16 protein-coding genes and 1 rRNA gene are annotated in these 26,761 nt (G+C 38.5%); 5 read left to right on the top strand and 12 right to left on the bottom strand.

What is annotated here, in order from left to right; genetic code table 11:
• Both CLV62_RS16990 and guaA read right to left on the bottom strand, forming a co-directional pair.
• Window positions 1-84 (bottom strand): 16S ribosomal RNA (locus tag CLV62_RS16990); the annotation flags it as partial.
• A 532-nt stretch (window positions 85-616) separates the two neighbouring features.
• A complete protein-coding gene (gene guaA / locus CLV62_RS16985) occupies window positions 617-2,134 on the bottom strand; it encodes a glutamine-hydrolyzing GMP synthase (protein WP_110311976.1) in 1,518 nt (505 codons plus the stop codon).
• Window positions 2,135-2,350: 216 nt separating this feature from the next.
• On the opposite strand from guaA, the gene CLV62_RS16980 reads away from it, so the two are divergent.
• The 4 genes from CLV62_RS16980 to CLV62_RS16965 are packed head-to-tail and all read left to right on the top strand — an operon-like array spanning window position 2,351 to window position 4,948.
• Window positions 2,351-2,818 carry a DUF4252 domain-containing protein gene (locus CLV62_RS16980; RefSeq protein WP_110311975.1) on the top strand — a complete coding sequence of 156 codons (468 nt, stop codon included), beginning with the start codon at window positions 2,351-2,353 and terminating at the stop codon, window positions 2,816-2,818.
• Between the two features lie 33 nt (window positions 2,819-2,851).
• The gene (locus tag CLV62_RS16975) at window positions 2,852-3,355 is read left to right on the top strand and encodes an RNA polymerase sigma factor (protein ID WP_110311974.1); all 504 of its coding nucleotides are present in this window, start codon (window positions 2,852-2,854) and stop codon (window positions 3,353-3,355) included.
• Window positions 3,345-3,863, top strand: coding sequence for a hypothetical protein (locus CLV62_RS16970; protein ID WP_110311973.1), 519 nt, complete (start codon window positions 3,345-3,347; stop codon window positions 3,861-3,863). The genes CLV62_RS16975 and CLV62_RS16970 overlap by 11 nt, the downstream gene beginning before the upstream one ends.
• Window positions 3,860-4,948, top strand: coding sequence for a DUF4252 domain-containing protein (locus tag CLV62_RS16965; RefSeq protein ID WP_110311972.1), 1,089 nt, complete (start codon window positions 3,860-3,862; stop codon window positions 4,946-4,948). Before CLV62_RS16970 ends, CLV62_RS16965 begins: the two co-directional genes overlap by 4 nt.
• A 91-nt stretch (window positions 4,949-5,039) precedes the next feature.
• On the opposite strand, the gene CLV62_RS16960 is transcribed toward CLV62_RS16965, so the two are convergent.
• The 9 genes from CLV62_RS16960 to CLV62_RS16920 all read right to left on the bottom strand — a co-directional run bounded on the left by CLV62_RS16960 (window position 5,040) and on the right by CLV62_RS16920 (window position 21,754).
• The gene (locus CLV62_RS16960) at window positions 5,040-6,467 is read right to left on the bottom strand and encodes a glycoside hydrolase family 125 protein (protein WP_394337211.1); all 1,428 of its coding nucleotides are present in this window, start codon (window positions 6,465-6,467) and stop codon (window positions 5,040-5,042) included.
• Between the two features lie 72 nt (window positions 6,468-6,539).
• Window positions 6,540-7,733: a glycoside hydrolase family 76 protein gene (locus CLV62_RS16955; protein WP_110311970.1), complete on the bottom strand. Its 1,194-nt coding sequence runs from the start codon at window positions 7,731-7,733 to the stop codon at window positions 6,540-6,542.
• A 715-nt stretch (window positions 7,734-8,448) separates the two neighbouring features.
• Window positions 8,449-8,946 (bottom strand): phBC6A51 family helix-turn-helix protein, encoded by a 498-nt coding sequence (locus CLV62_RS16950; protein ID WP_110311969.1) that lies wholly within the window; start codon window positions 8,944-8,946, stop codon window positions 8,449-8,451.
• Window positions 8,947-9,149: 203 nt separating this feature from the next.
• The gene (locus tag CLV62_RS16945) at window positions 9,150-11,075 is read right to left on the bottom strand and encodes a hypothetical protein (protein WP_110311968.1); all 1,926 of its coding nucleotides are present in this window, start codon (window positions 11,073-11,075) and stop codon (window positions 9,150-9,152) included.
• Between the two features lie 86 nt (window positions 11,076-11,161).
• Window positions 11,162-13,312, bottom strand: coding sequence for an alpha-glucuronidase family glycosyl hydrolase (locus tag CLV62_RS16940; RefSeq protein ID WP_110311967.1), 2,151 nt, complete (start codon window positions 13,310-13,312; stop codon window positions 11,162-11,164).
• A gap of 72 nt (window positions 13,313-13,384) precedes the next feature.
• Window positions 13,385-15,271: a glycoside hydrolase family 97 protein gene (locus CLV62_RS16935; protein ID WP_245904110.1), complete on the bottom strand. Its 1,887-nt coding sequence runs from the start codon at window positions 15,269-15,271 to the stop codon at window positions 13,385-13,387.
• 129 nt (window positions 15,272-15,400) lie between these two features.
• Window positions 15,401-16,531, bottom strand: coding sequence for a glycoside hydrolase family 88/105 protein (locus CLV62_RS16930; RefSeq protein ID WP_110311965.1), 1,131 nt, complete (start codon window positions 16,529-16,531; stop codon window positions 15,401-15,403).
• A 239-nt stretch (window positions 16,532-16,770) separates the two neighbouring features.
• Window positions 16,771-18,570, bottom strand: a complete 1,800-nt coding sequence (locus CLV62_RS16925) for a RagB/SusD family nutrient uptake outer membrane protein (protein ID WP_245904109.1) — start codon at window positions 18,568-18,570, stop codon at window positions 16,771-16,773.
• Between the two features lie 112 nt (window positions 18,571-18,682).
• Complete coding sequence (locus CLV62_RS16920; protein WP_110311979.1) at window positions 18,683-21,754, bottom strand: SusC/RagA family TonB-linked outer membrane protein; 3,072 nt, start codon at window positions 21,752-21,754, stop codon at window positions 18,683-18,685.
• A gap of 356 nt (window positions 21,755-22,110) precedes the next feature.
• Here CLV62_RS16920 and CLV62_RS16915 point away from each other — a divergent pair, with 356 nt between their 5' ends.
• Window positions 22,111-26,136, top strand: a complete 4,026-nt coding sequence (locus CLV62_RS16915) for a hybrid sensor histidine kinase/response regulator transcription factor (protein ID WP_170120086.1) — start codon at window positions 22,111-22,113, stop codon at window positions 26,134-26,136.
• Window positions 26,137-26,217: 81 nt separating this feature from the next.
• Here CLV62_RS16915 and CLV62_RS16910 read toward each other — a convergent pair whose 3' ends face one another.
• A complete protein-coding gene (locus CLV62_RS16910) occupies window positions 26,218-26,658 on the bottom strand; it encodes a helix-turn-helix domain-containing protein (RefSeq protein ID WP_110311962.1) in 441 nt (146 codons plus the stop codon).
• Window positions 26,659-26,761: the final 103 nt, after the last annotated feature.

Below are 26,761 nucleotides of genomic sequence, written 5' to 3'. Positions count from 1 at the left end.
TGCTACTTCATGCTACCCCTCGACTTGCATGTGTTAGGCCTGTCGCTAGCGTTCATCCTGAGCCAGGATCAAACTCTTCTTTGTATATCTTTTTTATATTCTTAGAAGTTTCTTGTCTGTCTATTTACTCTTGGTTCTTGACGAATTTTTAAGTTAGATTCTAATATAATTAGTCTCTACCCGTCTAATGCTATGTTTTTGTTTTTATGTATAACCTTGTCAAGGATCGCTTCTTTTTCGCTTTTCTTTCAAACCGTCTCTCGGTTCTAAAGCGAGTGCAAAAGTAGTCCACTTTTTAATACAATCCAAATAATTTATACACTATTTTTGAAAGTTTTTGCAACTCATTCCTTAACTACTATTCAAACAGTGTTTTATAACAGAAATTTATTTGAGAAAAAATCTCAGAAAACTACGAAAGATAGATCAACACAGCGATTGAAGGATCAATCAATCCAAATTTTGAGGGTAAAAATTTAACATCAAAGATTTACAAAATGAATAAAAAATCCTTTTATCTCAATAAAATCAATAAAATCAACATCAATAAAAAAGAGAAGCCGACTTTCTGGTCTGCTTCTCTTTCTTATTATCCTATTATATATAGAATATCTGTTTACTCCCACTCGATAGTTGCAGGTGGTTTAGATGATATATCATATACTACACGATTCACTCCTTTTACTTTATTGATAATCTCATTAGAGACTTTTGCAAGGAACTCATAGGGTAGATGTGCCCAATCGGCAGTCATAGCATCTGTAGAGGTTACTGCGCGAAGTGCGATTGTAAATTCATAAGTGCGCTCATCTCCCATTACTCCTACTGATTTTACGGGTAGAAGGATTGCTCCTGCTTGCCACACCTTATCATATAGGTGATAATCGTTCAGCATCTTTATATAGATGTCATCAGCGTTTTGAAGTATCTCTACCTTTTCGGCAGTAATATCTCCTAAGACACGAATACCGAGACCCGGTCCGGGGAATGGATGGCGTTTAATAAGATGTTCCATCATACCCAGCTCTAGACCAATTCTGCGAACTTCGTCCTTAAACAACAGTTTCAAAGGTTCTACCAGTTTCAGATTCATCTTTTCGGGAAGCCCTCCAACATTATGGTGTGACTTTATTACCGTACCAGTTATAGATAGCGATTCAATGATATCAGGATAGATAGTACCTTGTCCCAACCATTTTATATCTTTCAGCTTATGAGCTTCTTCATCGAAGACATCTATAAAGCCTTTTCCTATAATCTTTCTCTTCTCTTCGGGGTCAGCAACACCTGCTAATGCTTTGTAGAATCTTTCTTTTGCATTAACTCCTATAACATGTAACCCTAGATGCTCATAGTCTTTCTGAACTCTCTCGAATTCATTTTTACGTAACAAACCATGATCAACAAATACACATGTCAGGTTTTTTCCAATTGCTTTATTTAGCAATACTGCTGTTACAGAAGAATCAACTCCTCCCGACAGTGCCAGTATAACCTTATCATCACCTAGCTGAGCTTTAAGTTCGGCAACGGTAGATTCAATGAATGAAGCCGGAGTCCAGTCTTTTTCACAACCACAGATATTCAAAAAGTTATTTAATAACTTAGTTCCATCTACTGTATGAAATACTTCGGGATGAAATTGTACCCCCCAAGTTTGTTCTCCTTGTATTTTATAAGCAGCAGCTTTTACATCTTCCGTGCTTGCTATTATATCGAAAGCATCAGGCAATACAGTTATTGTATCTCCATGAGACATCCACACTTGCGAATCTTTAGCTATACCATCAAACAAAGGATCTTGTGTGATAGATACAAGATGTGCTCTTCCATACTCACGAGAATCGCCTTTTTCAACTTTTCCTTCTGATGTGTGTGCCAAAAATTGTGCTCCATAACAAATACCTAATACAGGATATTTCTTCCTGATTTCTGATAAATCGGCGCTAAATGCATCTTTATCGTTTACAGAGAAAGGACTACCTGAAAGGATTACACCTTTTACAGTAGCATCGTCTTTAGGAAACTTGTTATAAGGAACTATTTCGCAATACGTATTCAGTTCGCGAACACGGCGACCAATTAATTGGGTGGTTTGTGAGCCAAAATCGAGGATAATAATCTTTTCGAGCATAGGAGAATGGTTATTTAAGTAATGGTAAATAAAAGAATATCATTTCTTTCAGTCAGTAACAATCTTTAGTTGATACATTTACCAAAGCAATATAAAGGCGTAGCACCTTAATTCTTTTATGCATACAAAGATAAAAAGATTATTATTAAATTTTATATTTGAGGGGTGTAACATTTTATTCTCTTGTTACGTCTTTAGTATAAAGAGAGATTCATTATGAAAAAAGGACTATTATACTTACTCCTGATTACCGTTAGCTTCTCGGCTTCGGGTAAGACTTTAGAGGATATTATTTCCGAATTTTCCAAAGCTCCCCGTGCAGAAAACGTTAATCTTAGAAAATTTATATTTTCATCATTAACAATAGCAAATTGGGGTAATAAAGATTTCAATAAAAAAATTAGTTCAATGTCCGTTCTCGATCTCGAAAGTTGTTCTAGAGATACAAAGCTTCAATTTGCAAAACAAATAGAGAATCTGGAGATAGAAGGATATGAAGTATTAATGAAAGTAAAAGACGACGATGATAATGTGTTGATAATGTCGAAAAGTAAAAAGGGCAAGGTTAAGGAATTAGTTATAATCACCATAAACGATCCTACTATAATCAGACTAAAAGGAGATTTTACACTAAACGATTTAGCAGATGTAAAGAAAGAATACAGAGGAACAAAGAGGAACTAGTAAAAACATTCGCAAGTAAATATTCCATAGTAAATGGATGCTGTAACATTTAAAGAGAAATATATTCCTTATCATCAAAAGCTGTATAGGGTGGCATACAGGCTTCTTGAGGACGCTTGCGATGCTGAAGATGTTGTACAGGAAGCTTATATAAAATTGTGGAATAAACGGGATGAATTAATAGATGTAACAAACAGTGAAGCATATTGTGTAATTTTGCTCCGTAATTTATGTCTCGACTTTTTAAGAGCAAAAAAGAAACATCTATTTCAGTCAACAGAAGACACTGTAATATCAGACAGTATGGTGCTTGCTGACGAAATAGAAACCTCTGATGAGATTAAACATATAGAAACTATAATAGATCTTTTACCTGAACAACAGAGAAAGATTATAAAACTAAGACACTTTGATGATTATTCGAATGAGGAAATTGAGGAAATAATGGGCTTGACAAGTGTAAATGTGAGAGTATTAATGTCGAGAGCCAGAAAAAAAATCAAGGAACTTTTTAATAGTTACAATTATGGACATTAAAGATATAAAGAGCCTGCTTCATTCGTTTTATGAAGGAGAGACTTCTAAAGAGGAAGAGAAAATACTATCTGATTTTTTTGAAACAGAAAGTATTCCCGAGGAAATGGAGAACGAAAGAAGAATATTTCGTAAGCTATATTCGGCTCAGGAAAACAATGCACCTGCACATTTAGAAGGAAAACTAAATACACTGATTGACAATCTAGCAGCAAAAGAAGAAAGCCATAAAACATCTCATGTTGCTTTACCTACAGGACACCTTAGTAAACCTGTGAGATGGGCAATGAGCATAGCCGCCGGTATCCTGATTATTTTATCAGCAGGTATCTTTGCACATTTTGAGAACAATAGAAACAAGAATGAGATGCTTGTAGACACCTATTCAAATCCGGAAGAGGCATATCTGGAAACTCAGAAAACGCTGCTACTTGTATCAGGCAAACTCAATAAGGGCATTAAACAAATCGAAAAAGTAAACGACATCATAGATAAAGACGTACAGTTATGAAAAGGCTAATAATATTAATACTAACCACAATCTCTACGATTTCACTTAGTAAGGCACAATCCGAAGTGAAAATAAACATGGACGATTTACAAGCAGAGATATTTAGCGAGCTGGCTAAGATACCACCAAGTATTCCCGCTATTGATTTAGATATGGATGCCATGAAGGTTGAAATTACCGAAAGCCTTGCCAACATGGAACACCAATTAAATTGGGTAGATCTTGGCAACCTCGACAATCTATCTAATCTGGGGAATCTGGATTTTCAGAATATAACAGCAAGTACCCCTCAACCTTCCATTAATATTGTGGTGAGCGATACTAATCAAGGGAATACGTATGCCTATGTCAAGAGTGAAACTTCAAACGGGGAGAACAATCTCACATATTCTTATACAATCAATGAAACCCCTCAGAATAATGATGGTCTTTTCTCCACTCTCTCTAACATTAAAGGAGTTCAGGTTGTATATATTTCAAAATCGATGCTTGGCATGATGCCCAACATGAATATGCCCGGTGTGGATATTGGAAATATTGCAGGCAAATTAGAATCTCTTGAAATATATACGGCAGAAGAAGACCTTGCATCGAAACGCCTGACCAGTGCATCAGAAGGGTTATTAAAAGGTGGAAATTATGAAACCCTGATGCTAATTAAAGATGAAGACTCCAAGACCGCCTTTTATGTGAAAAAGGACAAATCGAATCAAGGGTCTGAAATGCTGATGATAACACAAGATGGAACCGATGCAACTATTATCAGATTCTTAGGAAACTTCTCTATTCAGGATATCAAGAATATTGCCAACAAAGGCAACAATATGCATATCAATACTTCTGTTAACACCTCTACCAGACTAAGCGAAGCTGAATTGAACAGGAGAATTAAAGAAGCACAAAAGCGAAACGAGGAAGCTCAAAAGATTGCCGAAGATGCCCAGAGGAGGGCACTGGAAGCTCAGAAAAGAGCAGAGGAACAAGCCGAAAGAGCGGAGGAAAGAACTAAGAGAGCAGAAGAAAGAATCAGGAGGGCTGAAGAACGAGCTAGGGAAGCTGAAGTTAAGGCCCGCAAGGCAAACTGAAAAAATTACAACTCCATTCACAAGATACTTAATACAACGAGTTCCATTTCTCACTTGAAATGGAACTCGTTCTTTATATAGACACGCTTCTTTATAAGCTATTCAATAAATCTACTTTATCTTCATTTACCAGTTTAAGGATAAGCTCACCGAATAACGTATTTTGCCAGGCAAACCATGAACGGGTAAAATTTGTGGGATCATCTTTATGAAACGACTCGTGCATAAAGCCCGTACCTGCATCGGTAGCCATCAGCATTTTGATGCATTCTTTAATCTCTGCATCATTTTGGCTCGTAAATGCTTTCATCATAATACTCATCGGCCAGATCATGTCATAACCGATGTGAGGTCCGCCAATACCTTCGCCGGCTGTACCTTTGAAGAAATAAGGATTATCGGCACTCCATACAAATTTTCTTGTATTCTGATAAATAGGATCATTTATACGATCTGCATCCAAATAAGCCAAAGCCAATAAGCTAGGAACGTTTGCATCATCCATCAACAGTTGATTACCAAAACCATCTACTTCAAATGCATAGATTTTTCCATATTTAGGATGGTTATTGATTGCATACTTTTGTAAGGCCGTATCCACCTCATTCGCCAAAGCAGTACATTCATTAGCCAAGACCTTATTCTTATTCACTTCCGTAAGAATCTCAGCAGCCTCACGCAGCGATGTTACCGCAAAGAAATTGGAAGGCACCAAAAACTGGAATGTAGTAGCATCATCCGACGGACGGAAAGCGGAAGCTATCAGTCCTACCGGTTTTACAGGATTACCCAGTCCGTCATTAGACATAGTATCCAATTGACGCTCGGTTACACGCATAAACTTATATGGACCTACACCATCTTTACGTTGCTGTTCTTTAAATGTTTGCAATACAAGCTCAATTGCTTTTACCCAATCGGCATCAAATACGCTGGCATCGCCCGTAACTTTCCAGTAGAAATAAGCCAGACGAATTGGGTAACAAAGAGAATCAATCTCCCATTTACGCTCGTGAAGTTCGGGCTTCATATCCGTCAGATCACTCATCCAATGTCCGTTAGGATCTGCACCATCATTAAAAGCATTCGCATACGGATCGATCAATATACTTTTCATCTGACGGTTGATTACACCTGCCAACATCTTTTTCAGCTTAGGGTCTTTATTGGCTAACTGAACATAAGGCCATACCTGTGCTCCTGAATCACGTAACCACATAGCATGAATATCTCCGGTGTAGACAAAAGTATCATCCTTACCATCCTGTACCCGGTAATGAACTGTGGTATCTAATGTATTGGGAAAACAGTTTTCGAACATCCACGCCAGACGTGCATTTTTCAACAATTTCTTAATACGAACTATTTCATTTTCTACGGCTGACGATTCGAACAACCTCTCTGAAGGGTTCGGACGATTGGTTACATATACCTTCGTATTATCGCTCACTACTGCCGTTTCGGATTTTACTCCCCAATCAGAAGCCTGAATACTGCCTATTGAGACAGCAGACAACATGCATAATCCCAATACTTTTTTTGTTAGATTTCTCTTTACAACCATGTTTTGTTTATTTATATTATATTTCGGTTATTTTGTCGTAGCCAAACGCGCATACATTTCTACCATTGCCGCCTGCGTTAGCAACCACTTCGATTCGTCTTTTGTTCTTCCGCTTAAATCTTTGTTAAACAAACCTTTCTCGTCACGGGAGTGATTCCATGCATAATCAAGGTTCTTTTTGAAGGCATTAAGATACAAAGGATTTTTGTCTATTTCATAAAGCTCTGTAAAACCTCTAAGCATAACTGCCGTAAACCAGACATCTCCTTTTTTCAGAAGTTTAAATTGCTCCCCTTTTTCATCTTTAAAATCTTCAAAGAAATAGCTGTACGCCGATCGAGCTATATTTTGAGCATCCTCCAAATACTGCTTGTCATTGGTCAGATTATATAATAAAGCAGCTGCCTGCATCATTTGCCCGCTGTTGTAGGCATATTTTTCTTTGCCGACACTTCCATTCAGTTTTACATTATCAAAATACAAATAATCCGTAGAATCCTGAAGATGTTCTTTAGTCCACTGATACAAATTCTTTCCCTGAAAGAAATACGTACTGTCATTGGTTGCCTTAAAAAGTTTAAAAGCAAAAACAGCCCCCGGAGCATTGGAACATGTATTTTTCGATTCTTTTTTCTGCTCGCACCAATAAATTCCGCCTCCCAGCTTATCGTCACTGCCACTGATTACAAAATCCCAGATAAGTTTTGCCTTCTTCAAATAGGCTTCCTCTTTAGTCAACATATATATGTCTGTAAAATCGATGCCCAACCACACATTGTCATCATAAAAACGATCCGATCGGGGAGCATCACTAATATAGGAAGAATAAGCATAAGGCGTACGTGTAGTGTCAAAATATTTTTCCAAACCTGTCAGAACCTTAGAATCCAATAAATCTTTATACTTATTGTCTCCCGATGTTTCCAGCAAAACATTTACAGCAGAAAATGTTCCCGAGAAAGGCCAGAGATAAGAATACGCATTAGGCACATTTGCCTGTTCGGCAGATGCCAGATAAGTTGCCGAATATCTGTCATTAAACGGATAGGTTTCCCTAAGGAGACCAGTATTATCTGCCGAATAATGAGAATATAATGAATCTAATGTCGCTTGTGCTCTTTCTAAATTTACATTTGTTGGTTTAGCTGCTTCCTGCCTGCATGAAACTGCAAAAAAAGCCAACGAAACCAAGAATAAACACTTTATGGTATGCTTTAACATGGCTATTATTTTTTATAAGTAAATGAACGTATTTAATGATATATTTTCGAATTATAACAGACTATTGCTGTTATGCTTATCAAAGCAATAAAAAGGTCTAAGACCTTAAGATTCTTTGCTAAATATATTTTTTCAATTCAACGGTTAACTACGTTCTTGCTTCAGATTGTAAATAATCATGGCAATCCGTAGTTGGACTATATAAAATGCCCTTTTTTACTGACGCACCTCTATCGAGGTTTGTCTTTCATTTTGCCTTGATGCAAAACGAAACAAAAGATCAAGACTGTGCCTTGTGCCCGACCCGATAGGTGATCCGAAAGCGAAAACAAAAAAATACTTTCGACTTTGATTTCTTTTTGTTTTTTACGCTTTCCTCCCACATCGGGTACCCGTGCAACCGCCAATGTCGGAGAGCCTGATGGGCGTAAGCAAAGCCGGCGTAAGTGGTCGGCAAAGACTTTTTGGTTCCTTTTGCGGCTTTGGGCAAAGGGAACACAAGCAATCTTTGATTGCGCGTAGTTTATAAATATATTTAACTACTGAGTCGCATTAATCAATAAAAAGTATACAATAAGGTAACAACTATATACATTTGGTGGCACAAAGGTAACAAATCAAGAGCCTTATTGTATATTTCGCCACCTGTTTAAATCACTATTAATAAGAATATTACATTTAAAAAGGTGACAAAAGTAACAAAGGTAACACTTTTTCAGCCGGTTTTTTTACTCAACCGTTCCTGTAACCTTTCCAAATCGCGCTTCGTCTTCTCGCTATCCACAGTTATCATCATCGGACTGACGGGCTGTGGTTGCTTACCTCCTTTCGATCCGGTATGCCCACCCGATAAAGCATGCATAATAACCGATGTTTCGGGTACGCAATACTTTTCTTTTACCACATATTCTTTCACTACAAGCGTATAAGGATCGTCACTGTCTTTTGATGCCACATAAGTTATTTTTGTTTCGATTTGCTTATGCCCTTCCAGCTTTTGCCGCATCGACTGACGGGCTTTTTGTTTCAGTTTCTCTTCACGTGCATCTATCGCCTCATCCAATGCCTCGGCAAAAGAAGGCTTTGTGGCTTTCCACTCATAAAACATTTTGCGGCTAACACCTACAATACGGCAGATTTCGGTAATTGTATAATTGTCCTCCTCCACTAATGCCCGTATTTTTTCCACTAATGTATTATTAAATTTTGCCATAATATTTTCTTTTATAGATAAAAAGAAGCTATTACAGCTAACCTCGTCGTAGGGGCTGGCAAAAGGCTGGATAGAACACAGATTACACCGAAATAACAGAAAAACACAGTTTTTATTTTTTTCTATTTATCAGCAATTTAGAAAATCTAAAAATCTGTGATGTCAGTGTATTCTGTGTGCTGAATCTCTTTTGGCACACTCTCCTACTCTACCCATTGTTTACCCGTTTCAAAATCCAACACCAGAATTTCACTTCCTTTTTTGATTTCCATCTTCGTACTATTAAAGATAGTCTTACTGTATGGATTATCATAGCGGTAACCGCCTCTCAATGAAACTTTTTTACCTTTTATTTTAAACGGTGATGCCCAGCCGAATTCAATCTTACCCTGAGAAGGTGAATTATAAACTACTTCCAGATTGTTGGCAACAACTGTCGACTTTGATATCGTATCTACAAACTTGGAAAAGCTTCCCGATTCTTTTTTAGAACCCATTTCAAAAATCCATACATTCTGTAAGCCGTCGGCAATCAAATCGTTCACCACGCCTTCGGCATTTGCTTTCCATCGGGTTTGATGTTGAGAATAGATCGCAATATATCCATCGTCCTTTCGGGCAAATACCCACGAACCTTTTTCGACAACCTCATCAAAAGCATCTTTAGGTATATAAGCATGTGTAAAATGCAATTTTTCGCTCTTTGGAGTATTATATATACATACAACCACATTTTTATGCTGTGCTGCACGGGGCAATACAGCATTACCTGCCCAATAATTAGGAGTAACATTCAGATGCTCCGATCCGGGATGGTTGGTAAACACCAATGCCTTACTGCCCAAAGTAGCCTGCCAGGGGTGTTGCTGATAACCTATAGCTCCGGGGCGGAAGTCGGATGCACAACTGATCATATAATCGGGAGTACGGTATGTTTCGATATTGGCTTCCGAAAGGGCGAAGCGATCCAGATCAGGAGTAATCACCTTTCCGTATTTAGCAATCTGGTCATCGTATATTTTAATATAACGGTCGTAATCACGATATGGCCATGCATCGTGCATCTCCGAAATATACTTGGACATTCGAATAGCCAGAGGATGAATAAACTCCTGCATTCCCCAGAACAAATGAGTATCCAGTTCATTATCGTACGAGAGTCCGTATTCGGGAGCATCCGCCACTTCAATACTATTGCGTTGGCGGTTACGCATCGTCACCGAGTAATCGGTTCCGATCTTTGTTATTACTTCGGGGCATCTATATGTAGTAGTTGCCAATGCAGTGCTTCCCATTATATGACGGGGTAAATATTGCCCCACTCCAAAAACCAATTTCATTACAGGAGAAATGGGGTTTTCGTGTGTAAGTAATGTAGGGGCATAAATACGGCCTGTTGTTGTACCTAGAACGCCCTTATAATTATTAAGTGCCAAATCGAACATCAACATATCCAGAACCAATCCTGCCCGTGATTTGATAAGAGGATCTTCGGCATAATCATACAAATTGCATAACAGGAGAACCTCTACATCATAGTAAGTCGCAGAAAGCCACTCACTAAACCCGAAACGAAAACGGAAATCGAGCCAACGGACCAAACGTTCTTTCGCATGATCCATATGTTGCACTCCCGTCATTCCATCTTTAAAAACTTTGTCTTTATACAATTGCCCTGCCAATAATTCGGCAGTATGGTACAACGCCTGATGATTTTCGGTATGATAACATTTGTAGGTAGTATCGCGTCGTGCATCGTCCCACCAATATTTGAAATCGAGAATACAATCTTCAACCTTTCCATTCATCTCCTTTGACAGGATTGCTTTTTCCCTGTTCTGATACTCCAGACGAAGTAGTCCGTTCAAGGTAAAATCATTGCAATCTCTGTTGTAATAAATAACATCCAGTGTTTCCTGTACTCGCTTTTCGTCAATAGAAAGTCCTCCTGCAACACGGGTAATTTCTTTAAAGATGATGGTTCTTCCACCTTGTCCTTCGGTATCTCCTTCTTTAGTGCAATAATCTATATATTGTTGCCGCCTTTCTTCGAATAAATCTTGCCCTTGGACGCTAAAGAAGATTCCGAGGAAAAAGAAAAAAGGAAGTATATATCGTGAATTTTTCATATTGTAATTATTTTTTTCGTTGTAGGGGCAGACCTAGGTGTCTGCCCACATACGGGCGAACATATAGGTTCGCCCCTGCAACTGCCTTATTTATATTGCGATTCTTTCCAATTATATGGATAAGGAATCCGCTTATAATAATTCAACGAATGTTTCGGCTGTTCGTATTTCGAGGGAATAGGTAATTGGGAATATTGTTGAAAAAACAATAAACACCCGTCTCTCCACCATACAGCTTCTTTCTCCTGCAATTCGAGTAACGATTTTACATGAACAAAACGCTCTTCATCAATATCTTTCTCCAGTGAGTTCCATATCGTCTGCATTTGACGAACCTCTTCCACTCCGAGATAGTAATGTGCCACTAATTCGTTCCACAGCGTATTTCCCGACGGCATTTTATAATCCCATGCCATCCGATGAAACCACAATAAAAATTGAGGGGGACAGGTTTTCACATCGTTCAACTGACTACTCAAAGGTTCATGATATTGCCCTACGGCATTAGTTCCCGTACGGGTACGATCTACCCCTACACCCGATTCGCTCGCCTTATGATAATCAAATGCACTCCAAACCGGATCGTCGTGCCAAGGTTCGGGACCATTGTGAGTATCGTAATTCATAATATGATTCAATCCCAGAGGAGTCATATAATTAACGGCTGCTTCACGAGACATCAGCATTATTTTCTGTATAGGATCAATGATCTTTTTGTCATTCGAGAATGTCATTCTGATCCACTCTTCCGACATCTCCTCCGATGTCATATCGGGATTCCATGCCAAACGCCCGAAAGCATGCCAGTTGGCTTGTCCGAACAGGTGTCCTGTCCAATTGAGGTCTGTTCCCGTATTGGGCACACCGGCAATTCCCGATATACCATGTGTCTTTTTATAGTTTTGGAGCACTTTCGATACGGTCGATCCCTTACCATTCTCGTAAGTATCCGATTGCAAGGTCTCTTCAAAGAGCGAACCCAGATACACCAAATGACCTGCATGTCCCAAATTCTCTTGCGTTATTTGAAATTCGAGAGCCAAAGCCGTTTTAGACATCGCTCCGAATAATGGATGAAATGGCTCACGGGGTTGAAAATCAATCGGTCCGTTTTTAGGCTGTACAAATACATTCTTATTGAAGGCTCCGTCCAATGGTTTAAACTCCTCATAGCCATTCATCACTCGATCAATATGTCTTTCGTTCTGATACACAAAAGCTCTCCAGAATACAACGCCTCCGTATGGTTCGAGCGCCTCAGCCATCATATTGGCTCCATCGGCATGAGTACGACCATAATCCTGAGGACCGGGTTGCCCTTCGGAATTGGCTTTTACCAGAAACCCTCCAAAATCGGGGATGTATCCATATATCTCTTTTGCTTTATCTTTCCACCATTGTCTTACCTGCGGGTCTAAAGGATCGGCAGTCGGTAATCCTCCGATTTCTTTGGGTGCACTAAAACGAGCAGTCAGATATACCCTGATACCATAAGGACGAAAAGCATCGGCTAAAGCAGCAGCTTTTATAAGCCATTCGACACGCAGGCTTTTGGCATTGGCATTTACATTATTAAGTACTGCACCATTTATACCTATAGAAGCATTTGCACGTGCATAATCTGTATAGCGAGGCGATTTATAGTTGGGAAGGCGAGCCCAGTCCCAAAGGGTATAACCTGCATAGCCACGTTCGATCGTTCCGTTCAGATTGTCCCAATGATCCAAGACACGCAACTGTAATTTAGGCTCTTCGGTGATTGCCAACTTATCTAATGACTGATTTGTTTGCATCAATCTCAGATAATGGAATACTCCATAAAGGACACCTATATCTGTTTTCGCAGCAACAAGCGTAATCTGTTTCCCATCTATATTTACTGTACGGATTATATATCCTTCGGGATCGAGTCCGTTTATTTCTTTAGCATAGCCCGATTGAGCAATCAGACCCGAAGACTCAGGTGTTCCAATCAATACACCTCCCGAAGTCAGGTTTTGAGAATCTGCCAAATCAATATCTAATAATCCTTTCAGACCGAGAGCCAGTTCTTTTTTAGCTGCTTTTAATCTGTCCGAGTTGGCAGTAAAAACCACTCCTTTATTCCGGCTTTGATATTTTTGCAAAAGAGACGGATTCTCTATTTTATGATAACGAAGCCATAACTCGTACCCATCCTCGGCAAAAGCCAAATGTGTAAAACATAGTATTAAAAAACTTAATAGTATTTTTTTCATGTATATTGTTTTAAGTTTCGTAATGACTCCCTCAGTTTAGCTACGCCATTTTGGGGAGGCTAGTATGAAGCTTTATTCAATCACAGCAGCCCAACCGCCATTACGCACCATTTTGATACTTATTTTCTCTCCTTTCTGAACCGAAGACTCATTTTTTCTATAATCCATTGCCTGACGACCTGCATTAATACCATCTTCGAAAGATGTCATTTGGTAGGGTTTATCTTCATTCAGAAAATCGAGGCTTATTTCAAAAGTTCTCTCCTTCTCATTGTTATTGGTCATACCTCCGATAAACCATTTGTTTCCTTTCCTCTTAGCCACAATGGCATACTCTCCCACTTTGGCTTCGAGCACTTTAGTATCATCCCAAGTAGTCGGAACCTGTGTGATAAAACGAGTACAATCGTCGTTACGATAATAAAGCGTAGGATTATCGGCCAACATTTGCAATCCGCTTTCGAAGATTACAAACAATGCCATTTGATAGGCACGAGTTCCTATACTTGCAGCATTGGGGCGTTCTGCTTTATACACTTCGGGTTGCATGCTGATCATTGCTCCGGGTGTATAATCCATCGGACCAACAGCGTTACGCATAAAAGGCAGATAGATACTGTTATCGGGATAACAACCGCCCATTTGCTCCATACCACGCACACCTTCGTAAGATATTACATTGGGATAAGCATATTCCAATCCGGAAGGTTTGAACGAACCATGAAAATCGACAAGCAACTCATTCTTAGCAGCTTCTTTCGCCACACGCTCGTAGTAATTTACCATCCATTGGTCGCTTCTGTCCATAAAGTCAATCTTAAGACCTTTCACACCCCATTCTTTGAATGTCTTGAATAAATCGAAGTTATTTTCTACCACCAACCATGTGAGCCAAAGGATAACATCTACATTCTTTTCTTTGCCATAGCGGATAATCTCATGTACATCCACCTTTGGATTAGGAGTGTAAGGATCACGAGTACTCATTGCCCAACCCTCATCCATTATAATATAACGTATGCCGTATTTTGCAGCAAAGTCTATATAGTATTTATAAGTATCCAGATTATATCCTGAGACGAAATTCACATCAGACCCATAAGGAGAAGCATCGTTCCACCACTCCCAACTTGCCTGACCGGGCTTGATCCACGATGTATTTTGCAATTCACTTTTAGGAGCAAGCCTCAATGTCATTGTAGTTTCCAGCAACTGTTTATCATCTTTGGTTATCACAAAGTACCGCCAAGGGAAATTACGCTTACCTGCTGTTTTAGCTATGTAATCGGCTTCTTTAAGAATTTTCAAACTACGGTCACCATCTTCTCCAAATTCAAGAGGTGTTTTAGGAAAAACTGATCGCATCCCATTACTTGCTGTTCCTTTTAAAAACATACATGGATAATCGGTTACATCAGATTCCGAGATCAGTATTTTATATTGCTTCTTAGTATCGAGCAACACAGGAAGAACCGCCATTTTCCGTTCTTCCGAAACAAATTTACCGGTCGGAACATGAGTATACTTTTCTTCGTAAGCAGTCTTAAACCCGCCCGGCTGTTGCATATGTGCTAAATAATCAGAAGGAAAATTGATCACAAAATCTTCGCCTTTTACAATAGACTCTTTTTTCTTATTGATAATAAAACGATAGGCAACACCATCATTAAAAACTCTGAATTCAACAGAATAGTCTCCTTTGAAATTTAGAAGCAATACATTGCAGTTATTGTTTACCGTCGAGTATTTAAGAGGCACAACGGGATTAATATTTTCATTAATCACACTTCGTTTTTGTCCTGCAAGTTTAGGATTTTCACCTAAAACTTCAGGATCCAGTGCCAATTGCAGGTAGCAATCGTTCAGTAACGCATCGTTATTGTAATCAATTGAATAGTAAATTTTATCCTTAATACTTAGGGAAACTTTAATTTCTCCATTCGGAGATTTCAGTTCCATGTTTTGAGCAAATAGACTTACGCCCCCTAAAGAGTAATAAGCTAATAATGAGAATAAAATCAAAAATGATTTCTTTGATAATAGTAAATTTTTCATCTATTGTGTTTTTTAATAAAAAGGTCTGCGACCTTATTTTTCGAGTAAAGCTGTTGCACACCAAAGGATAGGAGCTTGTCCGTGCAGGTCTCCGACAATTCGTTTGCGAGCCAGGTAGTATTCTTTACTAGTACCTACATTGGTACCCATACAAACTTCTCTCAAATCGTTATCCTCATTAATATAAGTATTCAGAGCAATCCACGCTTTACGGGCAATGGGTGCATAAACCTTCGAATCGAGCCAACCGTTTTTCACGCCTGTAATGATAGCGTAAGTGAACATTGCCGACCCGGAGGTTTCTGTCCACGCATCAGGTTGATCTACGAGTTGCCCCCATAATCCTTCCTCATTCCGGTATTTACGAAGGGTTTCCATCATTTTCTCATATTCTTTCAGTATTCGTGGACGATCCGGATTATCTTTTGGTAAATTTCTCAATAGTTCAGCCATACCGGCAGCCATCCATCCATTTCCTCTGCACCAGAAAAAAGGGGCTTCTTTCGCATGAAAGAACAAGCCATTCGGTTGTTGTATAGAATCAAGATAGACTGTCATTTGATAAGCAGCTCTGTTGATGTATTTTTCATCTTTCGAAGCTAAATAAGCCTGACTCTGAATAGTCGAAATCATAAACATATCATCTATCCAGAAACGGGTTTGCCAGGACAAACCTCTATCCAGAAAATTCTGATACTGTTCCGCATGTTTTGTCGATTCGGGCATCTGCCATTGACGGTCTGCAAAATCAATCCCTATATAGTAATACAATTCATTACCCGTTTGCATATATAGTTGTAAAGGCACTGATCCAAAAACGGTATGATCAACATGATCGGGCCTCTGCATCAAGTGCTTTTGGCTTCCCAAGAGCGGGAAAAACCGCTCTTCGAGTTGCCTCAATAGTTTTTTGTCTCCGGATTCTTTTGCAAACTTCAAAGCACCAAACCAAGTACAAACCTCGGGATAGGTTACTTCGTTGGGAGGAGATTTTATACCATCAAAGTTTCGGAATGGTATTGAAACGTATCTTTGAGATACTCGCTTACCAACATCGAGCGGATCTGTTCCTTTGGGGAAATTTTTCAAATCTCCGCTTTGAGCCATTGTCAGAAAAACGTTTGCCAGTAAGAGACAAAAAATTGCCGGTATTGTTTTCTTCATTGTTTTTTCTTTTTTTCAGTAAGGGGCTGTCCCAAAAGTCTAAATGGAACACAAATTACACTGAAATAACAGAAAAAACAGAATTTTATTTTTCTTATTTTTCTATTTAATAGCTATTTATAAAACATCTAAAATCTGTTTTATCAGTGTATTCTGTGTGCTGAATTTCTTTTGAGACAGCCCCATTTCCTTTTATTTTGAGGGTGTATGCAATACGCCCTTATATTCTTTATCAGACCTTACCAACCCGGATTTTGAGGGTATGGCGTACCTGTGGTAACTCTGTCTATCTGTTGTTTTGGTATCGGACGAAGTATATGCTTTTCACGTATATTTATCGGAGCATTCCCTTCTCCGTATTTTTTCACTCTTTCCAATAAAGTTCCGGTTCTTGCAAGGTCTGCCCAGCGACAGTGTTCTGCCAGAAGTTCACGTGTTCTTTCTTCCAGAATAAAATCGAGTGTTATATCCGACGCTTTTACATCTAAAACTCCTGCAACAGTCTTTTCTTTGTTACGGGCACGCTCACGTACAACATTTATATGTCTGGCAGCATCGGCATTATTACCTAACTTATACGCAGCTTCGGCAGCCAACAGATAGGTTTCTGCCAAACGGTAAATAATATAAGAGCGATCCGAATTATCATTGGGCACAGCACGGGTTCTATCCAAAAATTTTGTTATTGTAGGAAAAATGCCTGTACCGTTATAAGCATCGGGAGTAAAAATGATGTATTGGTTTTTGTCTCCCCTATGTTGAGTGCGGGCTTTTATTTCACCGGCCGACATTTTATAACCGGGATAATAAATAGCTGTATCTCCAACCGTGGTCAATTTCCAATCAAAAGATTCTTTTACACCATTAATAGTGTATGATATGGCTCCTCCGTTTTGCTTTTTAGTTGCAAACCATACCATTTGGAATGTTCCCTGATAGCGAGTGTCTTTATCTCTGTTATTAAATGCATTGTAGGTATAGGTATTCGGGTTGTTCCACGAATAAGAACGACCGTCATTTATATTACGTTCACCCAGATAAGCGTCGTATCCGTTTACAAAATAATGGTTCAGGGTTGTGCGTCCTCCATAAACATTATCGTCATCCCAATCCATACGGGCAACAAACAATTCTTCTTTATTTTTGCCAGATGGCGCGTCGTTGTTTTCATCAAACACATCTGCAAACTTAGGCATGAGAGAAATTCCCAGTCCGGGGGCATCAGTTACCAGACCATTCAATACAGTATATGCCTTTTGATAGTATTCCTGAGCTTTCGACGGATTGTAATATTTATTATGCGGATTGTTCGGATATTTGGCTGCATCTTTATCGTATACCCACCCTAATGTCAAGTAAACTTTACCTAACAGGTGACGTGCAGCAGCAGCCGAAATACGCCCCGAAGGTAAACTATTCTGCTGAGGACTAGGCGAACACCCTTTAGCAGCATCTTCAAGGTCGGCAATAATGACATCGTATGCCAAAAGCATATCTTCACGTACAGCCGATGTCCGAGGCTCGGTATTGAAGGTTGTATTTATAGTTAAATCTCCAAATTGTTCAACCATCAGAAAATAAAAAAAGCCTCTGAAAAATTTAGCTTCCGCCAAAAACTGATCCCTCTCGACAGCCGTCAGGTCTGTTGTACCCGTATCGACATTAGGAGCATTTTCGATTAGAAAATTAAGTGTATTGATATTGGTATATGAGTCATTCCACAATTTTCGGGGAAATTCATTATCCGTATTAAAACTTTCGAGATGATAATTACCTATATGCGTAGTTCTGTTACTACCTGCCATATTAGGCTTTATTTCGTCCGTTCCGGGGTTCATCAAACCATGTATTCCTTCTTCATAAGCATACATGGTTCTCAAAGTTCCATATATGGAAGTCAATCCCATCTTAAACCCTTTAGGGGTTTTCATAAAATCCTGAGTGGTATTAGCATGATTTTCCTCTTCTAATTTGTCTTCACAAGCAGTAAAAGAACCTACCATCAGGGATATTGCTATCAGATATATTATTTTTTTCATGTTCATATTTCAATTAAGGTCCCAGACCTATTTGTTACTTCGGTAAGTATAATAGCGAGAGATAGTTATAGTTGTAAAATGTAAAAATTAATATTTACTGTTACTTATAGGGTTAAAATGATAAGTTCAGTCCAAATACAAAAGCTCTGGTCGGAGGCGTTGTAAGATTTATAGTACTGGTTGTTTCCGGATCTATACCACCATCTTTCTTATATTGAGAATCGAACCATGTATAAAGGTTAGAAGCCGTAGCATATACTCTTGCCGATTGTATACCATATTTGTTCGAAACATTTTTAGGTATTGTATATCCGACAGTAATATTTCTAAGTTTCAGATACGAAGCACTATACCTTGCCAATAAGCTCTTATTGGGCACCTCGGCGGAAGACGGCTTGGGCCAGCGTGCACTTGTATTATCGGGAGTCCAGTAATCAATATTCAGGTTATTGTATGACCCTTTCATCTCATTCATCCAGCTATTATGCATATCTGAGGTTAGAATTCCTCCCTCACGAAATGTAAATAAGAATGCCAAGTCGAATCCTTTTAATGCAAACCGGTTATTAATACCCCCTTCAAAATTAGGAGCCCTTCTTCCAATGAATACTCTATCATCCTCATTGATTTTTTGTTGCGCCTTTGGAGTTACTCCATCATCTTCATAATCAACATGGTGATTTTTCACCTTTACATTTCCAATAACAGAAGTCGGTCCTGATACTTTATATCCAAACGTTTCGGCCAAAGCCCTGTCTTCGGGTGTATCCTGCCATATACCATCCGCCTCCAGAGAAAGAATAGCCCAGCGATCTCTACCCAGATATAAGTTTTCATCGGGAATCTGAGTAACACCTTCGCCCAGATCTACCACTTTATTTCGGTTACCGAAAATATTAAAATCGGTAGTCCACAATAGTTTATTCTGACCATCGCCATTTATATTAACGGTAGTCACATTAAATTCGATTCCTCTATTTCGGGTTGCACCCAGATTGGTAAGATATGAACCCGAATAGCCCGAAGTTGACGGCAGTTTTACAGGTAATAACAAATCCGTTGTATTTTGTTGATACAACTCTAATGTACCATTGATACGATTCGATAAAAATCCGAAATCAATACCAATATTATATGTTTCAGTATTTTCCCATCCTAAACTTTTATCGGGAACCGAACCGGGATATACTCCCATTGCGCCTGCCGTACCGAACAGGTATTTATTATCAGATAACCGTGCCATTGTTTGATATGGATCAATCGCCGTACTACCTACATTACCCCAGCTCGCACGTAATTTCAAGCCCGAAAGGAAATCCACTTCCTGCATGAAGGATTCTTGAATTACATTCCATCCCAAAGCCAGTGACGGAAAAGCATGCCATTTATTTCCTTCTGCCAGACGAGAAGATCCGTCATATCTGACTGTTGCAGTAAATAAATACCTTTCTTTAAAGTTGTAATTCAAACGTCCCATATAAGATAAGATACTCCATTTATCAAAAGTTCCGCCTCCCGTAATTGCTCCTTGTGCTTTTCCGGGATTATGGTGTTGGACATTGTCATCATAATAGTCAAAAGACTCTATGCTGTTTCGTTCAAGAATACGGTCTTCGTAACTGAATAATCCTGTAAACGAAATATTGTGAACCTTATTTATAGTGCGATCCCACGTCAGGATATTTTCTACTGTATAATCCTGAATAAATTCGTTTTGGGAAAATGCTTTATTTAAAGCACCCATTCTTCGGGTGGTATTAGAAGCCAAAAATTCACCTCTGTTGTTTTGTCTCAATTGTATACCTCCATTAAAACGGTACTTGAAACCTTCGGGTAAAGCAAGCTCCAGATATCCCGAGGTAAATGTTGAAAGTGACTTTCTGTTATCGACCACTGCACCTTCTTGCTCATCGAGCAAAGGGTTCCATACATTCTGACCGCTTCCCGGCAGATAAGTTCTCAAAGATCCGTCATCGTTATAAGGAGTTGTAAACGGAGAAGCTCTCAATGCCTGATCCATCGGGTTTACATCTTCGCCCTTCGTTTTGGTAAACGTATTCAAAGACGAAAGCCCCACTCTAAGCACACGGCTAACTTCTGTGTCGAGAGAAAATTTGGCAGTCATACGTTCGAAAGAATGCCCGCGATAATTATTTTCGCCTTTAAAATATCCGACAGAAGCATTATAAGATGTCTTCTCGCTGCCTCCGTTTAATGAAACCTGATGACTGGTTCTGATACCATTCTTGAAAATCAGGTCTTGCCAATCGGTATTATTTCCGGCATTAAATCCATCCATTTCATCCTGATCACGGAAAACAACCCCTATTTTCATCAATTCGGGATCATCCACTCCCGTGTATTTATCGGGGTTTGCATTATACTGAGACCATTGTTTAAGCCTGATGAATTGTTCACTATTCATTACATCAAAGTTTTTTATAGCACTGGTCACACCATAAAAACCATTATAGGAAACCTGAATTTTACCTTTACTTCCTCGTTTGGTAGTAATAAGTACAACCCCGTTAGCACCTCTCGATCCGTAAATAGCAGTAGATGAAGCATCTTTTAAAACACTTACACTTTGTATATCATCGTTGTTTATGTCATTTAAACTTCCGGCAAACGGTATGCCGTCAACAACTATAAGTGCATCGTTATCCGCTTTAATTGATCTCTCTCCACGAACTCTGATTTTAGGAACCGCACCCGGACGGGTATCTCCTCCCTCCATCTGTACCTGCACACCTGCTGCCAGACCTTGTAGAGCAGACGCAACATTGGCTACAGGAGCCTGTCTGATAAGATCTTCTTTTACGTTAACCATCGCACCTGTGATATCGGACTTCTTTTGAGTTCCGTATCCCACAACTACCACTTCATTCAAAACAGCTGCATTTTCTTTCAATGCAATATTCAAGCTTGTCTGATTGGTTATTTTTATAGATTGCGGTATATAGCCCAGATACGATATATCAATAGTCTGACCATTTTCTACATCCAGAGAAAACACACCATCCAAATCGGTAACAGTGCCTATGGTAGAACCTTTTATAGTAACGGTAACCCCTACTAACGGAGCCGATTGGTCTGTTACTACTCCTGTTATCTTTCGTTTAGTTGCTTGTTGAGAAATGCCGGCAGTGTTTGAAGTATGCTCTTTTGCTGATAGTGGAAACATCACACTTGATCCTGAAATCAGACATAATGTACCCAAGCAGCATAGCCTTAAAAAGTACTTTTTATGTACATGCATAATTTTTTTAGGTATTAGGATAGGTTTAACAAAAATAAAATTGAAACCCAAACTTATCACATATTCAGGCTTCAACAGGTCTGATTTTCGGACACGGTAGAACCCTTAAGAGACAATGTCTTAAAATCAGACAACAATGTCTTAAAATCGGACTATTGGGATCGTATTAATAGATTTAAGGCTTCATTTTATGACAAATTTGCGATATTTTTGTCTTAACCTTACAACATCGAAAAACTTTAACTATGTATATCACAGGATTTAACTTAAAGAAAGCATATATGCTTTTCTTTATATTCTTCATATTTTTCTGTCAGAACTCAAAACCGTATAGCCTGCGACAATTATCCAGTAAAAACGGGCTGTCCAATAGTGCAATCTTGTCGATCAGTCAGGACAATAACGGGTTCATGTGGTTTGGTTCATGCGATGGGCTGAATATGTTTGACGGGCTGAATATCCGTGTATATAAACCCACCAACGGAAAAAACAATCTGTCGGGCAACCTTATCGAATCTATCATAGAAGCCGGAGACGATATATCGTGGATTCAAACAAATTATGGACTGGATCAGTTTAATAAAAAGAAAAAGACTGTAATAACCTATAAAGAACTTAAAGGAAAAAGCAAGTTAGCCACCAGCCCTCAGGGCGATGTTTTTGCGATTACAGAAGACAATTCTATCTATTATTTAAAGAAAGGTGAAAATAATTTTATAAAATACCCACTGGAGAACAGTTATTTATCGACTCTAAAGGCAGTTGTAGATAACAACAACATACTATGGATATTTACAAATGACAGTGACTGCAAAAGCTATCACATAGAAAAAAAAGGAAAAGAAATAGAACTAAAGCCCGCCAATCTGTTTGAGCACGATAAAAAGCTTTCGTTTTGCTTCAACGAAGGCAATTCTGTTTATTTTGTTGATGAGAGCCACATTCTATACGAATACGATCTTCTGACACGGAAAAAATATTATATATACGATCTCCAGGACGAAATAAGCCGGAATGGAGAAGTATCGGCTATCATAAAACACCACAACGACTATTATCTTGGTTTCAAGACCAATGGTTTACTGCATCTGAAAAATATACCCGATCAGAAGAATAACTATTCGGTGAATCAGATAGATATTAAGTCGGGAATATTCTGCCTGACAAAAGACAAGTTTCAGGATATTATATGGGTGGGAACCGATGGACAAGGCGTATATATGTACTACATAGATGCATATTCTGTAAAATCGACCATTTTTAACACCCTCAATTATCCTATAAATAAACCTGTCAGATCGCTTTTTGTCGATAGAGAAAACTCTCTGTGGATAGGAACTAAAGGAGACGGTATTGTAAAAATACCCGATTACGATCCCGGCAAGGATATTAAAGACAGCAAAAAAGAACATATATTATCTATAAACAGTAATTTGAATGACAATTCGGTTTTTGCCTTTGCCAAAAGCAATCGCAACATCTTATGGATAGGAAGCGATGAAGGGATAAATTATTATTCATACAAGGAGAATAGAATCAAAAAAATAGAAATTACCGAAGAAGACAGCCGCATAAAGTATGTACATGCCATCTGTGAAGCCAATGATTCTACCCTATGGATTGCAACCGTGGGAGAAGGCATTATAAAAGCTCATATAGGAGGTACAAAGGATGTACCCGTCATAACACGTACTAAAAGAATAGTATTCAACAACGGCGAAACTTCTTACAACTACTTCTTTACGATTTATAAAGAAAATGATTCGACCATCTGGTTCGGTAACAGGGGATACGGTCTATTCAAGATGAATACAATCACAGATCAGTACGAGACCTTTCAGTTTGATAAAGATTATACCAACCAGACTCTTAACGATATATTTTCGATTGCCAAAAACGATAAAGGTTATTGGTTTGGAACCAGCTTCGGACTAATCAGGCTCTCGGATGGAAAAGAACAGGTTTATAATGAAGCGAATGGTTTTCCGAACAATACGATTCACGGTATTCTCGAAGACAATAATAACAATCTCTGGCTGAGTACCAATCAGGGTATTATAAAATTCAATACCATCGAAAAGACATTCCAGACATATAAACAACAAAACGAATTGGATGTTATCGAATTCAGTGACGGAGCATATTACAAGGATGAAACTTCGGGAACCTTGTATTTCGGAGGGGTCAACGGATTTATCACAATAACTAAAAATGATTTTACCGAAAAGGAATATACCCCTCCCATATTTTTTGATAACTTATCGATATTTGGAAAAAGCTACAATATATCCGACTTTCTTATACAAGAAAAAGATTCCGAAATATTAGAACTCGATTATAGTCAAAACTTCTTTTCTATTTCTTTTACTGCTATTGATTATATAAATGGCAGCAATTATGAATATTATTACAAACTGGATCAACTGAGTCCCGACTGGATAGAAAACGGGAACTCCAATACCATCTCCTTTACCAGTATTTCTCCGGGGCAATATACCCTTTACGTAAAATATAAGAACAGAATAACCGGCAAAGAAAGTTCCGTTTATTCGCTCACAATCAAGATAAGCCCTCCATGGTATAGAACGAATATTGCATACCTCATCTACAGTATAATTGTATTAAGCCTGATTTTCCTCTCCATCCGGCTTAGTCTTAAATGGGTTAAGATGAGAAAGGATACCATCATAGCCCAATTAAACGAACAACAAAAAGAGGAAATATACGAATCGAAGTTGCGCTTCTTTACAAATATCACTCATGAATTATGTACACCTCTAACGTTAATATACGGGCCTTGCGAGAAAATTATAAGCCATCGGAATACCGACTCTCATGTCCGGAAATACGCTTCGCTAATACAACGGAATGTAGAAAAGCTAAATACTCTGATACAGGAATTAATAGAATTCAGACGCCTCGATTCGGGAAATATGCCTCTCGAAATAAAAGAAATACCCATGTCGGAAACAGCCATAAATATAGCCGATCTGTTTCTTGAAATAGCTGAAAACAAAAACATTGATTATCAGATGAATATTCCTCCCGGCATTTATTGGAATTGCGACTTGAATAGTTTCGTACGAATAGCAACCAATTTACTGTCGAATGCATTTAAATATACCCCCAATAATGGTCTTATAACAATATATCTGCACATAGAAAATGAAACTCTTATATTTTCAATTACCAATACAGGTAAAGGCATCGGTAAGGATAACCTGCCGAATATTTTTGACAGATACAAAGTACTGGACGATTTCGAGAAAAGGGGACAGGACGGGCTTTTTTCCCGAAACGGACTGGGGCTCGCTATCTGTCACAGCTTGGTAAAACTGCTTAACGGTGAAATTCAGGTGAAGAGTATTCCGAATGAGACCACTCAGTTTAAAGTATTCCTGCCCCTGCTTGCCGCTAATGCAAACGATGAAACTATAAGTATAGAACCTCCTAAATTATTTATAGATATTCCTATCACATTCGAGCAGAAGGAATATCATCACGACAAGAATAAGCCTTCGGTTGTAATTGTTGATGACGATACCGAGATGCTTTGGTTTATTTCTGAAATTTTCGAAGGTAAATACAATATTGTGACATTAAATTCGTCCGAAAGCCTGTTGGATTATCTGAAACAAGACCAGCCCGAATTAATTATACTCGACTTGGTATTGCCCGACATTGACGGTATATCGCTGATTAAAACGATAAAGTCTGACAAGTTTCTGGCACATATTCCCATCATTATTCTTTCGGCAAAGAACGATCCCGAGATGCAGGTAAAAGGAGTAGAGGCAGGAGCCGAAATGTTTATAACAAAACCGTTCAATATCGAATATCTCGAAAAGGTAGTGGCACGGTTCCTTCAACGCGACGAAAGTCTCAAAGAATACTACAATTCGGCTCTAAGTTCGTTCGATCTTAAAGACGGGCGCCTTATACATAAAGATGACAAGGCTCTCTTCGAAAAAATCATGAAGATCATTGACGAAAATATATCCAACCCCGATCTTTCGGTCGAATTCCTCAGCTCGTCTTTGGGTGTAAGTACCCGACATCTATACCGTAAATTAAAAAATATTACGGACAAAACTCCCAGCGATATTATTAAAGAATACAGATTGAAAATTGTTGAACGATTGCTTGTCACCTCAAACATGTCGATAGAAGAAATTATTTATAAAGTGGGTTTCAACAACAGGGGTAATTTTTTCAGGATGTTCTCCCAGAAGTACGGAATAACTCCTAAGAGCTACAGGGAGCAAAGATCGGGAGATGTGAAAGCGAGAAAAATTACTGATAAATAATCGGGCATTTTCAGATTGCATAAGAACAAAAAATCCCATGATCTGAAATTCATGGGATTTTTTGTATTTTTGACCGTATTCTTATTTTTTATCCATCAGCATCTTTTCAAGCAAGCTGATTTTTTCCTTTTCATTGGCAAGCATACGCTCGTACAACTCTACCTTCTCGTTACACAATTTGATAATCTCCTCTACAGGGTTATAATTATTATGAGTACCTGCTACAGCATAAGCGTGATCTGAAAATTCTGAAAATGTATTATTTTCAATATAATAATTGAAACACGCATCTTCTTCCATATTTTTAAGCGTTTCAACGGGTACTTCCAATGCCTTAGCAAACCGTTGCAACATTTCTTCATCAATAACTCTTTTATCCTCGTACCTCGAAATGGTCTGCTGAGATAAATTAACCAACGGTTCCAACCCATGCTGGCTTATTCCTTTTGACTCTCTGAGACGTTTTATATTATGTCCCTGATGTACATTGGGTTTATTTAAAGTTTCCGATTGAGTTTCCATAAATGGCAAAATTAATTATTTACGATATAACACATTGGTATTTGAAATGTTGACACCTTTACAAATATATATAAAAATAGAGTGAAACCGAGTGGGTGAGTAA

Source organism: Indolivaga alginatilytica (genome assembly GCF_003201355.1).
Taxonomy (GTDB): Bacteria; Bacteroidota; Bacteroidia; order Bacteroidales; family Dysgonomonadaceae; genus Dysgonomonas_A; species Dysgonomonas_A alginatilytica.
This window is presented reverse-complemented; position numbering and strand designations above follow the sequence as displayed.

Excerpts from the sequence above, each read along its gene's own strand:
- CLV62_RS16950 (WP_110311969.1), bottom strand. The coding sequence starts at position 8,946 with ATGGCAAAATTTAATAATACATTAGTGGAAAAAATACGGGCATTAGTG.
- CLV62_RS16965 (WP_110311972.1), top strand. The coding sequence starts at position 3,860 with ATGAAAAGGCTAATAATATTAATACTAACCACAATCTCTACGATTTCA.
- CLV62_RS16920 (WP_110311979.1), bottom strand. The coding sequence starts at position 21,754 with ATGTTTCCACTATCAGCAAAAGAGCATACTTCAAACACTGCCGGCATT.
- CLV62_RS16970 (WP_110311973.1), top strand. The coding sequence starts at position 3,345 with ATGGACATTAAAGATATAAAGAGCCTGCTTCATTCGTTTTATGAAGGA.
- CLV62_RS16935 (WP_245904110.1), bottom strand. The coding sequence starts at position 15,271 with ATGGAACTGAAATCTCCGAATGGAGAAATTAAAGTTTCCCTAAGTATT.
- CLV62_RS16940 (WP_110311967.1), bottom strand. The coding sequence starts at position 13,312 with ATGAAAAAAATACTATTAAGTTTTTTAATACTATGTTTTACACATTTG.
- CLV62_RS16945 (WP_110311968.1), bottom strand. The coding sequence starts at position 11,075 with ATGAAAAATTCACGATATATACTTCCTTTTTTCTTTTTCCTCGGAATC.
- CLV62_RS16915 (WP_170120086.1), top strand. The coding sequence starts at position 22,111 with ATGCTTTTCTTTATATTCTTCATATTTTTCTGTCAGAACTCAAAACCG.
- CLV62_RS16980 (WP_110311975.1), top strand. The coding sequence starts at position 2,351 with ATGAAAAAAGGACTATTATACTTACTCCTGATTACCGTTAGCTTCTCG.
- CLV62_RS16975 (WP_110311974.1), top strand. The coding sequence starts at position 2,852 with ATGGATGCTGTAACATTTAAAGAGAAATATATTCCTTATCATCAAAAG.
- CLV62_RS16910 (WP_110311962.1), bottom strand. The coding sequence starts at position 26,658 with ATGGAAACTCAATCGGAAACTTTAAATAAACCCAATGTACATCAGGGA.
- CLV62_RS16930 (WP_110311965.1), bottom strand. The coding sequence starts at position 16,531 with ATGAAGAAAACAATACCGGCAATTTTTTGTCTCTTACTGGCAAACGTT.
- CLV62_RS16925 (WP_245904109.1), bottom strand. The coding sequence starts at position 18,570 with ATGAAAAAAATAATATATCTGATAGCAATATCCCTGATGGTAGGTTCT.
- CLV62_RS16960 (WP_394337211.1), bottom strand. The coding sequence starts at position 6,467 with ATGTTGTCTGCTGTCTCAATAGGCAGTATTCAGGCTTCTGATTGGGGA.
- CLV62_RS16955 (WP_110311970.1), bottom strand. The coding sequence starts at position 7,733 with ATGTTAAAGCATACCATAAAGTGTTTATTCTTGGTTTCGTTGGCTTTT.
- guaA (WP_110311976.1), bottom strand. The coding sequence starts at position 2,134 with ATGCTCGAAAAGATTATTATCCTCGATTTTGGCTCACAAACCACCCAA.